Annotated in this window: 9 protein-coding genes; 5 read left to right on the top strand and 4 right to left on the bottom strand. The window is 62.2% G+C overall.

From position 1 onward, the window contains the following. Window positions 1–62 precede the first annotated feature (62 nt). On the top strand, window positions 63–1,139 hold the full coding sequence (gene serC / locus KBC96_06715) for a 3-phosphoserine/phosphohydroxythreonine transaminase (protein MBP6964081.1): 1,077 nt from the start codon (window positions 63–65) through the stop codon (window positions 1,137–1,139). A 39-nt stretch (window positions 1,140–1,178) separates the two neighbouring features. On the opposite strand, the gene metW is transcribed toward serC, so the two are convergent. The 4 genes from metW to KBC96_06695 form a co-directional block, all read right to left on the bottom strand. Next, on the bottom strand, window positions 1,179–1,826 hold the full coding sequence (gene metW / locus KBC96_06710) for a methionine biosynthesis protein MetW (GenBank protein ID MBP6964080.1): 648 nt from the start codon (window positions 1,824–1,826) through the stop codon (window positions 1,179–1,181). 47 nt (window positions 1,827–1,873) lie between these two features. Then, the gene (locus KBC96_06705) at window positions 1,874–3,016 is read right to left on the bottom strand and encodes a homoserine O-acetyltransferase (protein MBP6964079.1); all 1,143 of its coding nucleotides are present in this window, start codon (window positions 3,014–3,016) and stop codon (window positions 1,874–1,876) included. A 69-nt stretch (window positions 3,017–3,085) separates the two neighbouring features. Next, a complete protein-coding gene (locus KBC96_06700; GenBank protein MBP6964078.1) occupies window positions 3,086–4,972 on the bottom strand; it encodes a DUF4838 domain-containing protein in 1,887 nt (628 codons plus the stop codon). 2 nt (window positions 4,973–4,974) lie between these two features. Then, window positions 4,975–6,258, bottom strand: coding sequence for a homocysteine synthase (locus tag KBC96_06695; GenBank protein ID MBP6964077.1), 1,284 nt, complete (start codon window positions 6,256–6,258; stop codon window positions 4,975–4,977). 146 nt (window positions 6,259–6,404) lie between these two features. Between KBC96_06695 and KBC96_06690 the strand changes: the two genes are divergently transcribed. From KBC96_06690 to KBC96_06675, 4 genes are read left to right on the top strand one after another with little or no spacing between them, the layout of a single operon-like run. Beyond that, complete coding sequence (locus KBC96_06690; protein MBP6964076.1) at window positions 6,405–8,210, top strand: DUF4838 domain-containing protein; 1,806 nt, start codon at window positions 6,405–6,407, stop codon at window positions 8,208–8,210. A gap of 18 nt (window positions 8,211–8,228) precedes the next feature. Next, window positions 8,229–11,126, top strand: coding sequence for a hypothetical protein (locus KBC96_06685; GenBank protein MBP6964075.1), 2,898 nt, complete (start codon window positions 8,229–8,231; stop codon window positions 11,124–11,126). A 2-nt stretch (window positions 11,127–11,128) separates the two neighbouring features. Then, the gene (locus KBC96_06680) at window positions 11,129–12,463 is read left to right on the top strand and encodes a hypothetical protein (GenBank protein MBP6964074.1); all 1,335 of its coding nucleotides are present in this window, start codon (window positions 11,129–11,131) and stop codon (window positions 12,461–12,463) included. 12 nt (window positions 12,464–12,475) lie between these two features. Beyond that, the gene (locus KBC96_06675) at window positions 12,476–14,392 is read left to right on the top strand and encodes a beta-galactosidase (protein ID MBP6964073.1); all 1,917 of its coding nucleotides are present in this window, start codon (window positions 12,476–12,478) and stop codon (window positions 14,390–14,392) included. Window positions 14,393–14,466 lie beyond the last annotated feature (74 nt).

The following is a 14,466-nucleotide window of genomic DNA, read 5'->3' as shown; positions in this document are numbered from 1 at the left end:
GTGAGCGGTGCGGACGCTGTCCGCTGCAGGCGCTCAGAGAATAACACAAAGAGGTGCACATCATGGCAAGAGCTTACAATTTCAACGCAGGACCCGCGGCCTTGCCGCTCCCGGTTCTGGAGAAGGCGCAGGCGGAGATGACCGATTATGCCGGGAGCGGCATGTCGGTAATGGAGCTGTCACACCGCTCCAAGGAGTTCCAGGCGATCATTGACGCCGCCGAGGCGAACGTCCGAAGCCTGATGGGCGTCTCGGACGACTACGCGGTGCTGTTCCTTCAGGGCGGCGCCAGCCTCCAGTTCGCCACGATCCCGATGAGCTTCCGGCGCGCCGGCAAGACCGCGGACTACGTAGACACTGGAAGCTGGGCGTCGAAGGCGACAAAGGAAGCTAAGATCACCGGCTCGACGCACATCGCATGGTCCGGCAAAGAAGCGGGCTATCCTCGATGTCCGAAGCCTGGCGATCTCGACGTCAGCGCCGGCACCGAGTACCTTCACATCTGCTCGAACGAGACGATCGGCGGCATTCGGTTCACGGAGTTCCCGAAGACCGACGCCCTGATCGCCGACATGTCGAGCGAGATCATGTCACGCGTGATTGACGTCAACCGGTTTGCGATGATCTACGCCGGCGCTCAGAAGAACCTCGGTCCTTCAGGGCTGGCGCTCGTGATCCTGCGGAAGGACCTGCTGGAGCGCGAGGCCGAAAGCCAGCCGATCTTCTTCAAGTACGGCACGCACGTCGAGAACACCAGCCTCTACAACACGCCGAACACCTGGGGCATCTACATCTTGAAGCTCGTCACCGAGTGGCTGCAGGGACTCGGAGGCATCGCAGGCATCCAGAAGATCAACGAGCGGAAGGCCGGCAAGCTATACGCAGAGATTGACTCGAGCGGTTTCTGGAAGTGCCCGATTGACACAGAGAGCCGTTCGATCATGAACGTCGTGTGGCGGCTTCCGAGCGAGGAACTGGAAGAGAAGTTCGTATCCGAGTCGAAGAAGGCGGGGTTGGTCGGCCTCAAGGGGCACCGGTCCGTCGGCGGTCTGCGGGCGAGCATCTACAACGCCGTCCCCGAGGCGGCTGTGGACGCGCTCGTGGCGTTCATGAAGGAGTTCAAATCGGCGAACGGCTAGCCTCAGCACGGAGCGAGAGGGTGTACGGAACGTATGCGGTCAGTTGCACGGTTCCACGAGGAAGATGCCGGCGTCGGCCATGAGATTCGGTAGGTATCGGACTATGCGGCAGTTGCCGTCGTCCGTGGTCCGCAGCGCGATCTCTTTCAGCACCCGCAGGTCGGCCACGCGGCAGAAGTCGCGGAAGTCCGCAAGCGTGGCCAAGTGGATGTTGGGGGTGTCATACCATTCGTAAGGAAGCCTGGGGCTCTTCGGCATCCGGCCGTTGACGAAGAGCTGCCATCTGATACGAAGGAAGCCGAAGTTCGGCAAGCTGATGATGCACTTCCTGCCGACACGAGCCATCTCCTTGATCAGGGTCAGGGGCCGGTGCAGGACCTGGATGGTGTTCGTCATGATCACGTAGTCCACCGACTTGTCCGTATAGTCGGCGAGGCCCTTGTCTAGGTCGCCGTGGTGGATGTTGAACAGCCCCTTCGCCACGCAGGCCTGGATGCATTCCTCCCTGAGTTCGATGCCCTCGGCGCGGACGTGCTTCATCACCTTGAGAGCCTTCAGCAGGTCGCCCTCGCCGCATCCAAGGTCCATCACCCGGCTGCCCTCTTCGATCAGATCAATGATGATCCTGTGCTCCGGCGCGAGTTTCAGGACGGTCCCGTTCTCTTCGAGTTTGATCTCTTGTGTCATGTTGGTTCGGAGCAGATTGCAGGGATTCTGCCCTCCGGAGCGTCCGGCTAGGTATTCGCGTATCCGTGCCTCAGGAAGTTGGACACCGACGCGGTTAGTCTCTCCCACTCGACCAGAAACGCGTCGTGCCCGTACGCGGTCTCGATTTCCATGTAGATCGCATCGAGATTGTTGCCCCGAAGCGCCTTTACTATCTTCTTGGACTCGCTGGACGGGAAGAGCCAGTCCGACGAGAAGGAGATGACCAAAAACTTAGCCCTGGCTCGAGCGAACGCCTTCTCGAGCGACCCGTACTGCCGCTCCATGTCGAAATAGTCCATCGCCTTGGTAATGTACAGATAGGAGTTTGCGTCGAAACGCTCCACGAAGCTCTCCCCCTGGTAATCCAGGTAGCTCTCCACCTCGAACTCCGTCCTGAAGTCATACGCGTACTCGTCCTTCTCCTTGTTCTGGAGGCGACGGCCGAACTTCCTCATCATCGATTCTTCAGAGAGGTACGTGATATGACCGATCATCCGCGCCAGCGAGAGGCCCCTGCCCGAGCTTGACTTCCTGTAGTAGTCGCCGTCCATGTACTCCGGGTTGGACATGATGGCGTCTCTGCCGACCCAGTCGAAGGCAATTCCCTGGGGGGAAAGTTGTGCCGTGGTTGCCAGCGGTATCGCCAATCGGACCATATCCGGGTAGCTGCACGCCCACTCCAGCACCTGCATCCCACCCATCGAGCCGCCGATCACGCACAGCAGCCTCTCAATGCCCAGATGGTCTATCAGAGCCTTCTGGGCGTTCACCATATCCCTGATAGTGACGACAGGGAAGGACCTGCCGTACTCTCTGCTCGTAGTCGGGTCTATCGAGTTCGGCCCGGTGGATCCTTTGCATCCGCCGATCACGTTCGAGCAGACGACGAAGTACTTGTTCGTGTCCATGGCCCTGCCGGGGCCGACCATGTCGTCCCACCAGCCCGGCTTCCTGTCGTCAGGCTTGTGGCGCCCTGCAACGTGCGCGTCGCCGGATAGGGCATGGAGCACGAGGATAGTGTTGTCCTTCGCCTCGTTCAACTCGCCGTAGGTCTCGTAGGCGAGCGTAATCGGACCGAGCTTCCGCCCGCATTCGAGTTCCATCTCGTTCGGCGGCTCGGCAAACGTGAAGTACTGCGTCTCTACGATTCCGACCGATCCTTCTTCGATCACGCCTCTATTATCCGCTCTCGGGCTCGCAGTAGTCAACCATCTGACCCGTCTGAAGTATCCGACCGGTCAGACGGCGAACTTCCGCCCGTGCACGTTCACGAAGTTCCACACGTCGAGCACCGGGTGCAGGACCGGCTCGCTCTCCTGAACGTACCGCTTCGCGCGCTCCCACTCCTGAGCGGCGGACTCCATGTTGCCGCGCGCCCTTGCCTCGAGCGCGTTCGAGAGCATCGCGCATATCTCGGCGTGGTGCCGCAAGTACTCCCACGACTTCGCCCAGCACGGATTGCTGTTCGCAGCATTGCGCTCGATCACCGGCAGGAACTCCTTCGCGACTCCGGGGATCCTGCCCAGTCTCTCGGCGACCTCCGGGTCAACGACCGTCTTCTCGCCGCGCATGTAGACGGGATCGAACAAGTCCGTGATCTTCGCCATGTACTCCCGGCAGGCGGCTCCGTCAGGACCGAACGCGCTCTCGAAGTAGTCGCGGGCGATCTCGTCGAAACTCAGGTCCCGATTCCAGAGAGTCCTGGCCATCACGGTCATCGGGAGCCCCGTCGGGAAGTATGCGCGCTGGACCTGGCAACTGCTCAGGCCGTTGAGCCCGAGGTCCCTCAATCCCAGCATGTCCTGCCCGACGATCTGCGCCGTCTGAGTGTACCCGGGATCGTGCACGTGGTCCCACATGAAGTGGTAGTCGAAGTCGAAGCTGTCGCCCGAGAATAGGCTCTGCCACTCCCGCAGGAACGCGACGTTCGCATCCACGCTCTTAGGGAACTCGAGCTTGTTGCGCCTGAACTCCGGCAGTTCAGGGAGCGATTCCGATGCCGAGAAGGACGTGCTGTAGGTCCGGGTGATCGGCGCGAACATCAGGATGAACCGCTCCGGGTTCGCGAGCTTCTCCTCCAGCGGCGGCCAGAGCAGGTCAACGTATATCAGGAACACTATCCGCGTGCTCAGCCCTCTTGATGCGAGCAGTTCGTCGAGTTCGTTCAGCATCCTGACGTAAAGGTCCGACGGACGCGTGTCCCGGCACATCTCACACTCGCAGTGATTGTTCACGCCGTCCGCGAGCCAGAAGTGCATGATGTCAATCTGTGGATGCTCCCGCGCATAGTCGGCGATCTCGGTGATGACGATCCGGCGGGCATCCGGGTTGCCGTAGCATAGGTTCGTGTTGAGGGCGATTCCGCCCCAGAGTTCCCGTCTGCCGTCTACCTCCGCCAGGTACTTGACCGACGCCTCAGGCACCTCTCCCTCGTACTTCACCCATCCCGTGCCGCTGATCCCGAACGGCTCGCAGGTCCACCCGTGGCCGACCGCGTGATACAGCAGGTCGCGACGCTTGATCTCATCTACCGCCTGGGTAGTATACTCCCGCGCCTGCTCGATAGAGATGTGATCACCGGGCATCGCGGGATTGTTCTCGTGCGAGTACCAGCGGTCGAAGAAGGTGTGTCCCTCCCGGAACTGGATGAAGTAGCCGTTCATCCCGACCCTGGGCAGCCATTCGATGTTGTCGCGCACGTGCTCGATGCTCACTGCGCCCTCGATGCAGATACCCCTGTGGCGGTATGACGGCGTCTCGGAGAGTTCCACCGGCGGAAGACCGTCAAGGGCAGGGACATACTCGCCGTCAACGCCCGGACGGACCCACCGGCAGCCGAGTTCGGTGAGGTAACGGTAGACGGCCAGCAGCACGCTCCGGGGATTGTTCCCGACGACATATCCCCTGCCGTCCCACACTCTGATGCTGACGGCATCGTCTACGACCGGATCGGCTACCGACGGCATCTCGATCCTCAGGTCGGACGCCAACCCGACGTTGATCCCATCCGGCGACCTCCCGATCTTGATCGAGGCGTCAGCCCCGGTCATACGACGCAGGTACTTCGCCAGTTCCCCAGCCGCATACCTTACCGTCTGATGATCCCCGATGCAGTTGACTTGCATATCTACGCTCGTGATTTCGCCAGCGCCTGTTCGATATCTGCGATGATGTCGTTCACGTCCTCGATGCCGACCGACATGCGGATGAAGTCCTCGGTAACACCCGACGCGCGCTGCTCCTCAGGCGTGAGCTGCTGGTGAGTCGTGCTCGCGGGATGTATGACGAGCGACTTGGCATCGCCGACGTTCGCCAGGTGGCTGAGCAGTTCGACCGAGTTGATGAACTTGATGCCGGCTTGCTTCCCGTCCTTGATGCCGAAGCCGAGCATCCCGCCTGCGCCCTTCGGCAGGTACTTTTTCGCGCGCTCGTGGTCGGGATGGCTCGGGAGGCCCGGATACGTCACCCACGATACGCTCGGGTGCTTCTCCAAATACTCCGCCACCTTCAGCGCGTTCGAGCAGTGCCTCTCCATCCTGAGAGAGAGCGTTTCGATGCCCTGCATGATCAGGAACGCGTTGAACGGACTGATAGCCGGACCAAGATCGCGCAGAAGCGCGACCCTCGCCCGGGCGATGTATGCTGCCGGACCGCACGCGTCGGAAAAGACCATGCCGTGGTAGCTCGGATCGGGCTCCGTGAAGTGCGGGAACTTGCCGTTCGTCCAGTCGAACCTGCCCGAGTCCACGATCGCGCCTCCGATGGACGTGCCGTGGCCTCCCATCCACTTCGTCAGCGAATGGACCACTACGTCCGCGCCGTGCTCGATCGGTCGGCACAGATAAGGCGTGGCGAACGTGTTGTCTATGATCAGCGGGATGCCCGCGTCGCGCGCGACCTTCGCGATGCCCTCGATGTCCGGCACGTTGAGCCCCGGGTTGCCGATGGTCTCAGTGTACAGGCATTTCGTCCGGGGCGTGATCGCCTTCGCGAAGTTCGCGGGATCGCTCCCATCGACGAACTCAGCCTCGATGCCAAGCCGTGACAGTGTATGCTTGAAGAGCGTATACGTTCCGCCATAGAGGCTCGACGACGAAACGATCTCGTCGCCCGCCTTCGCCAGGTTCAGGATCGATATCATCTCCGCCGACTGCCCGGACGACACGGCGAGCGCGCCCATGCCGCCCTCCAGCATCGCGACTCTCTCCTCCAGAACACCCGTCGTCGGGTTCATGATCCGCGTGTAGATGTTGCCTGCCTCGCTCAGCGAGAACAGGCGCGCCGCGTGGTCCGTGTCCTTGAACACGTACGACGTCGTCTGATAGATGGGCACCGCCCGCGATCCGGTAGCCGGATCGGGAGATTGTCCGCCGTGCAGCGCGATGGTGTCGAAGCCGAGTTTCCTGTCCATTGGGAGAACTCCTTCCCGGGAGTTTTGTACGAAAGCATAGCAGATCAGGGAGGGCTCTGCAAGCGACACTCGGCCCGAGATGCAGGTAATCGCCCTCCTCCGTCGAACAGTCCGGTAACACTCGCATCGAAATGGGGGGCATGGACATGCATGCAGGACACATCATCGCAATGTGCGCGCTCGCAGGACTTATCGTCGGCGCTCAGGCCGCCGCGGAAGGACTTCCGCTCGTGAAGAATGGCAAAAGCGACTACACGATCGTGCTCTCGAAGGAGGCTTCCCCGTCAGAGGAGCATGCCGCTGAGGAACTTCAGAACTTCCTGTTCGAGATCAGCGGCGCGAAGCTGCCGATCGAGATCGAGGGAGACACGGTCCCGGCTCGGATGATCGTCCTCGGCGACGGAGAGACTCGCCGGCTGAGGGGCACTCCGATAGATATCAGGGCGCTCGGCGACGAGGGCTACACGATCCGCACCTTCGGCCCGGACCTCATCATCGTCGGGGGCAGGTTGCGAGGCACGATGTACGGCGTCTACACGTTCCTGGAAAAGGTGCTCGGGTGCCGGTGGTATTCACCGACCGTGAGCTACATTCCGAAGCAGCGGACCATCATCCTGCCGAGGCTCGACATCACCGAGACGCCGAGCTTCGAGTACCGCGAACCGTTCTACTCCGGCGCTTTCGATGCGGACTGGGCCGCGCGCAACAAGTGCAACGGCAACCATGCCAAACTCGACGACACTCGGGGCGGCAAGGTGAGCTACGGCCGGTTCGTCCATACGTTCGCCGAACTGATCCCACCCGCCAAGTACTTCAAAGACCACCCCGAGTACTTCTCGCTGGTCGACGGCAAGCGCCAGGACGGCTATGCCCAGATCTGCATGACCAATCCCGAGGTCCTGAAGATCGCCACCGACGGCGTGATGAAGTGGATCGCCGATGACCCTAAGGCGACGATATTCTCCGTCTCCCAGAACGATACGTACAAGAACTGCCAGTGCGACGCGTGCAGAGCCGTCGATGCCGAGGAGGGCAGTCCCTCCGGCCTCATGCTCCGCTTCGTCAACGCGATCGCCGACGAGGTGGCAAAGAAGCATCCGAACGTGCTGATTGACACACTCGCCTATCAATGGACCGAGAAGCCGCCGAAGATCACCAAGCCGAGGCCGAACGTCCGCGTCCGCCTCTGTCCCATCTCCAACTGCCAGCACCATCCCTATGAGCGGTGCGAGCAGAACGCGGGCTTCATGGACAACATTCGCAACTGGAGCAATATCACCGACTGTCTCTACATCTGGCACTACAACACGGTCTTCCCGAACTACCTGCTCCCGCTCCCGGACCTTGACGAGTTGAAGGCCGACGTTCCGATGTACAAGCGGTTCGGCGTAAAGGGCATGTTCATGCAGGGCACGTACAACGCCGGTTGGGGTCCCGACGGCGGCGCGGGTTTCATGGACGACCTGAAAGCCTACATGCTCGCCAAGACGCTCTGGGACGAGGGCGCGGACGTGAACCTGGTGATCGCCGATTTCCTGGTCGGCTTCTACGGCAAGGCCGCCGAGCCGATTCACGAGTGGCTGAAGGCGATGCACAAGAAGGTTCGCGACGAGAACCTGCACGGCAACATCTGGGCCAATGAAGGCGCCGGTCACCTGTCGCCGGAGATCCTGGCGAAGGGCGAGGAGTGCTTCGACAGGGCCGAGAAGCTGGCGGAGAACCCCGGGGTACTCGCCCGCGTAAAGCATGCCCGCCTCTCGCTCGAGTATGTCAAGGTCATGCGCGAGGCCAAGCGTGCCGGCGAGAAGGGCACGCCCGAGGAGAAAGCCGCCGCACTCGGATGGCTGACCGACTTCCGCGACCGGTGCAAGGCCGACGGAATCACCCAATGGTCCGAGTGGCAGCCGATGGACGCCAACTTCGATGCCCTCGCCGCACCGCTACGGAAATGACGTGGAGCATGAACCGATATGATTAGAATCGTGCTTTGTGCGGCGGCGATGCTGATCGCCTGCGCAGCATCAGGAGGTAACATGGGCGCGGTGATAGAGAACGACCTCATCCGGCTGGAGGTCTCACCCGACGGTCTGGGGCTTCGATTCGTTGACAAGGCAACCGGCACGGACTACTGCCGCGCTGAGCAGTCGCCCTTCGCCAGGATAAGCAAGGACGGCAGGAGTTTCGCCGCCTCGGAAGTGCGCAGCAGTTCCGGCGGCATCCGAGTGCGGTTCGGGGATGCGAAGGTCGAAGCCGTCCTGAGAGCGACGGCGGTGAAGCGCTACATCGTCCTCGAAGTCGTCTCGCTCAGCGGCGACGGCGTCGAGCAACTCACTTTCGTGGATGTGCCGCTGAGACTGAAGGGTCAGCCCGATGAACCTTTCGCGGCGTGCGCGCTCGCCCTGAACCTGAGGACCTACGTCTCACCGCTTCCAGGTCCAGCCGGCGCTCTGAGTGCGAGCTGCATGCGCCGGGTCGGGTTCGCTGGAGCCAAGGCGGCTCTGATCGGATGCCCTCAGGCCGAGCTTCGCGACGTGATAAAGGAAGTAGTCAGTGCGGCCGAGGACCTTCCGCACTCGCCCGTCGGAGGCCCCTGGGCGCTCGACGGCCCGGACAACTACCGATCGTACCTCTTCAACTTCGACGGCATCACCGTAGACACAGCCGACGAGTGGATCAAGCTCGCCAAGTCCCTGGGAATCACACAGATAGACTTCCACGGCGGAAGCTCTTTCCGGTTCGGCGACTGCCAGCCGAATCCCGCGCGGTATCCAAGAGGATTCGACGATCTGAAGGCCGCCATAGACAAGCTCCATGCCGCCGGGATCCAGGCCGGCCTGCACACCTACGCCGCCTGCATAGACAAGCGCACCCCCTGGGTGACGCCGGTGCCCGACCCGAGGCTCGGCAAGGATGCAACCTTCACGCTGGCTCAGGACATGACCGCAAGTGACGCGGTGGTTAGCGTGCGCGAATCCACAGAGAAGATGTCCGCCATCACGGGCTTCTTCGTGCGGAACAGCGTGACCCTGCAGATAGACGACGAGTTGATCACGTACACGGGCGTCTCGAAGGAGCCGCCTTACGCGTTCACCGGCTGCACTCGCGGGGTGCTCGGGACGCGCGTCTCGGAGCACAAGAAGGGAGCGAAGGTCGGCCACCTGAAGGAGGTCTTCGGGTACTTCCAGCCCGACCACAAGACGACGCTCTTCACCGAGGTCGCTGCGAAGTCTGCCGAGGCCTTCAATCGCTGCGGATTCGACACGATCTACCTCGACGCGCTCGATGCCGAGGACATCTTCGACGGCTCCGAGTACGGCTGGCACTGGGGATCGAAGTTCGCCTTCGAGCTGTACAAGAGACTGGAGAAGCCTGCGCTGATGGAGATGAGCACCTTCCATCACCATCTGTGGTACGTCCGCTCGCGGATGGGCGCGTGGGATCATCCCAGCCGCAGCTACAAGAAGTTCATTGACAATCACTGCGCCGCGAACGAGAACAACAAGCGCATATTCATGCCCAGCCAGCTCGGCTGGTGGGCGGTGAAGACATGGGGCGGGGCGCTGGTCGAGCCGACCATGCCCGACGACATCGAGTACCTCTGCGCCAAGTGCCTGGGGAACGATACGGGTCTCGCGCTGATGGGCATCTCGCCCGCTGATCTCGGCAACACCTACATGATTCGCCTCGCGGACATCATGAGGCGCTGGGAAACCCTGCGAGCCGCTAACGTCGTGCCGGAGTCTATCAAGGCTCGTCTTCGAGAGCCGGGCAGGGACTTCACGTTAGAGCAGGACACCTCCGGCAACTATGTGTTCATCCCGACGAAGTACGACAAACATCGAGTGGAAGGTATCGGCGGATGGAGCAACTCGTGGACGGTTGCCAACGCCTTCGACCGCCAGCCCGCGCGAATACGCATCGAGGCGCTGATGTCGGCCGCGCCCTACGATTCGCCGGATGGCGTCACGGTGGCCGGATTCACCGACCCGTCAGAGATGCCGCGGCGATTCAGCCCTCCGGAGATATCTGCGAGCCTCACCTCGGCATCGGATATCGTCAAGGCGGGTGACGTCAGCGGGAAACTCACCGCAGAGAGCAAGCTGCCCGGCAGACAGGGCGCATGGGCCATGGTCGGCAAGAAGTGGGAAGCTCCCATTGACATTTCGGCTGCACAGGCGCTCGGCGTCTGGATTCACGGCGACGGAAGCGGGGCGATCCTGAACGTCCAACTGCGCAGCCCGGCGCATGTGTCGGAAGCCCACGGCGAGCACTACGTGAAGCTGGACTTCACTGGCTGGCGGTACTTCGAGTTGATCGAGCCTGAGGGCGAGCGCTTTGCCGACTACTCATGGCCGTACAACCGCCCTGAGGCCGACTGGAACAACACCTGGAACGAAGAGGAAGGCCAGAAGCCTCACTGGATATGGGGCGCATACTTCATCTACCGCGAGAACGTGAACTTCGGCAAGGTCGAGCAGTTAAGCCTGTGGTACAACAACCTCCCATCGGGCAAGCCCGTCACGACTTACCTCAGCCCGATCAAGGCGCTTCCGCTCGTCAACGGTAAGCTGGTGAACCCCGCCATCACCGTCGGCGGGAAGAAAGTGACCTTCCCGGTCGAGATCGAGAGCGGCTGCTACCTGGAGTTCAACTCCATGGCCGACTGCAAGCTCTACGGCCCGCAGGGAGCGCTGATTCGCGAGGTGAAGCCGGAGGGGGAGGCGCCGATCCTGGAACGCGGGGATTACGCCGTCAGCTTTGACTGCGGCAGCCTGCCGGGAATCAACCCCCGTGCCAGAGTCACGGTCATCAGCGAGGGTAAGCCGCTCGAGCCGGCCGTAGCGTTCACCGGAGGCACGGGAAGGTAAGCATGAAACTCTGTTCCATCTTCATCCTGATCCTCATCCTGTCGGGGCCCTGCCTCGCGCGGACGCCGGGCGCCCTGAACGTTCGCGACTTCGGCGCCAAGGGCGACGGAGCCACCGACGACACATCAGCTTTCCAGAAGGCGCTCGACGCGTGCGCCAGGCAGGACGGCGGGATCGTCGAGGTCCCGGCCGGCCAGTATATGATCAAGACGCACCTCGCCATCCCGCGAGCGGTCACGCTCGAGGGCACCTGGCGCGCACCCGCGAGCGTCAACGAGTACCACAAGGTTCCCGGCAAGCCCGAATCCGGCCCCGATCTGAAGGGCAGTGTTCTGCTGGCAGTTGAGGGGGCAGGCAGCGAAACCGGCACTCCGTTCATCACGCTCGACCGCTGCTCGACGCTGAAGGGGGTGACTGTCTTCTATCCCGAGCAGACGAAGACCAATCCGCCCAAAATGTATCCCTGGTGCGTGGCGACCGTCGGCGCGGACAACTGCTCGATCGTAGACTGCCTGCTCGTCAATCCCTACCAGGCCGTGGACTTCGGCAGCCGCGTCTCCGGTCGGCACTACATCCGCAACCTCTACGCTCAACCGCTGCGGCGCGGTGTGTGGATTGACTACTGCATAGACATCGGCCGGATCGAGAACGTCCACCTCTGGCCGTTCTGGACGGCCGGCGACCCCGACAGCCCGGTCGGCAGGTTCATGCTCGAGCATGGCGAGGCCTTCATCTTCGGTCGGAGCGACTGGCAGTACGTCACCAACTGCTTTGCCATAAGCTACAAGGTCGGCATGAAGTTCGTGCGCGGCCAGGGGACCGGTCCATATGAAGGCGCGGGCAACTACCTGCTCACCCAGAGCGGCGCAGATGCCTGCGACATAGCGGTGCTAGTCGAGGAGACCCAGGGCCACAGCGGCGTCAGCTTCTCGAACTCGCAGATCTTCGGCGACATCATCGTCAGGGACACGAACATCGGCATGATCCGCTTCACCGGCTGCGGGATCTTCGGCAGCGAGCACTCGAAGAACAACGTTGGGGCGGCCGACATCTCCGGCAGGGGCCGAGTCTCGTTCGACAACTGCCACTTCTACTGCATAGACCGCGGCATCAAGGCCGACGACATCATTCGCGTCCGCGAGGGCCGCATCAGCATCACCAACTGCGTGTTCCTCAACATGTACGATGCGCCGTTCAACAATCGTCCGATCGTCCTAGACCCGCCGGTCCGAGCGGCGGTCATCACCGGCAACGAGTTCTACGGCCCCGGCACGATCGTCAACAACTCCGAGGGTCAGGTCGTCATCAAGGACAACGTCGCAGACACTGACGAGTGATATGGAGAACCCATGACTGTCACGATCGCACTTGTGCTCGCCGTGCTGCCGATCATCGCGGCGGCCGCCGACAGCCTGCCGATCATCAGCGGCAACTTCAGCGTCAACCATATCCAGCATTCGCCGATCGGCGCGTGGCCGGACCCCAACTTCAACGGAGAGCCGGTCCCGCCGCCGGAGAACTGGGCGGGTCACCACGCGTCCGGTCTGATGGCCTACGAGGATTACGTCGCATGGGGCGCGGTCGAGACTGCGCCCGGCAAGTGGGACTGGAGTCGGCAGCTCGAGGTTGCGACCAATCAGCGCGCGGGCGGCCTGGAGTACGACGCCTACCTCTGGCTGATGAATCCCCCCCTGTGGATGCGTGAGGGCAAGCTCCCGGCGAACGATCCCGATGCGCCGGACCATTTCACCATGATGCGCTGCCTCGAGCACGGCGAGGAGACGTACACCTTCTCCATCTGGGACCCGGCCACCGCGAAATGGTTCGGCCGCTGGTACAAGCACATGGCTCAGGCGCTCGGCGATAGGCTCGGGCGCACGTACATCGGGTTAGTCGGTCCATACGGCGAGGGCAACTACCCGCTCCCGATCCCCGACTGGGTCAAGATCGGCCACTCCCACGAGGGCTACTGGTGCGGCGATCCGTATGCCCGCAAGGCATTCAGCGCCTCGTTTCGCAAGCAGTACAAGTCGCTCCCGGCGCTCAACAAGGCCTGGGGGACGAGATTCCTCAGGTGGAGCGAGGTCGAATTCCCGCCCGAGATCAAGGCCGGCAAGCTGCTCAAGGCCGAGGAGCGGAGCGACGCGAAGGCCCGACGCCGATGGATCGACTTCATCAGGTGGTATCACCAGTCGCTCATAGACTTCTCCGTAGAGGTGACCAACGAGGCGAAGAAGTACATCCCGATCGAGAGGTTGAAGATGAAGCCCGGCGGATCGGCCGGCGGCGTGAACCCGATCGCCTGGGGGACCTACTGCCCAGGGTACGCGAAGGCCGTCTCACCCCCCCTTGCGAAGGTGGGGATCAAGGGGCGGTGGAAGATGCGCCTCCAGCCCGCCGACTGCCACGGACGACCGTTCGGCGACCGATGGTACGGCACCGCGTACCGGTTCTACGGCATCCCGTTCACGACCGAGCCCGCGGGCGGCCTCGACCAGCGGACCTTCCTGCGCCGCGTCTTCATGGATGCCTCCAACGGCACGTCCGAAATGTTCAGCTATGAGTGGGACAAGCACAAGGAAGACGGCCTGAAGTGGATTCATCTCTACCGGGGCGTGCCGTCGATCACCGATGTGGCGGTCTACTGCCCGACCACCTGGTATCGCATGAACGGCGACATCTGGCCCGTAATCCGCGCGGCGGACGCCCTCCGCGACATCACCGACTTCGAGGTGGCGGACGAGCTTCTGATCGAGGACGACTACCTCGCGAAGAGCAAGACCCGCGTGCTGATCTGGCTCGGCGGCCCGGTAACTGAGCGTGTGGTGCTCGAGAAGATCCTCGAGTGGGTCGAGAACGGTGGAATCCTCGTCTGGGGATCCGGCGAGAAGCCTGCCGATGTAGAAGGTCGGACTGACATCAGCGACAAGCTGTTCCCTATTATGATTACCTATGAAGCAGGTGTTCCGTCACAAGGCAGAGTGGGACGAGGGATTGTGCTGGGCAAGTTCCGCATGCCGGACGAGAAGGACATGCTGAGCGAACTGGTGCGCTGGGCCGTCTACCGCGCGGACAGGTTAGACAGCAGGCTCAAGAGCGCTCCCGAGGTGGACAGCCGGGCGGACAACGTCTGGACCGCCGTCTTCCCGGACATGATGCTGCTCTACAACAACGGCGACAAGCCTGCCGACGTCGAGCGCACATGGCAGAGTAACACCCACAATGCCCGCGTGGAGCCCGGTGAACTCGTCGAGATCAGGCTCTGATTGACCGCGTGGCCTCTGTACCGCTATAATGCAGCAAACTCAGGCATAACCCCCGGTGCCTTCGGACAACGGAG

The organism is Armatimonadota bacterium, from assembly GCA_017993055.1.
In the GTDB taxonomy this organism is placed as follows: domain Bacteria; phylum Armatimonadota; class UBA5829; order DTJY01; family DTJY01; genus JAGONM01.
This window is presented reverse-complemented; position numbering and strand designations above follow the sequence as displayed.

Bases quoted from the DNA above. Each gene is read 5' to 3' on its own strand.
- serC (MBP6964081.1), top strand. From the start codon at position 63: ATGGCAAGAGCTTACAATTTCAACGCAGGACCCGCGGCCTTGCCGCTC.
- metW (MBP6964080.1), bottom strand. From the start codon at position 1,826: ATGACACAAGAGATCAAACTCGAAGAGAACGGGACCGTCCTGAAACTC.
- KBC96_06700 (MBP6964078.1), bottom strand. From the start codon at position 4,972: ATGCAAGTCAACTGCATCGGGGATCATCAGACGGTAAGGTATGCGGCT.
- KBC96_06695 (MBP6964077.1), bottom strand. From the start codon at position 6,258: ATGGACAGGAAACTCGGCTTCGACACCATCGCGCTGCACGGCGGACAA.
- KBC96_06690 (MBP6964076.1), top strand. From the start codon at position 6,405: ATGCATGCAGGACACATCATCGCAATGTGCGCGCTCGCAGGACTTATC.
- KBC96_06685 (MBP6964075.1), top strand. From the start codon at position 8,229: ATGATTAGAATCGTGCTTTGTGCGGCGGCGATGCTGATCGCCTGCGCA.
- KBC96_06680 (MBP6964074.1), top strand. From the start codon at position 11,129: ATGAAACTCTGTTCCATCTTCATCCTGATCCTCATCCTGTCGGGGCCC.
- KBC96_06675 (MBP6964073.1), top strand. From the start codon at position 12,476: ATGACTGTCACGATCGCACTTGTGCTCGCCGTGCTGCCGATCATCGCG.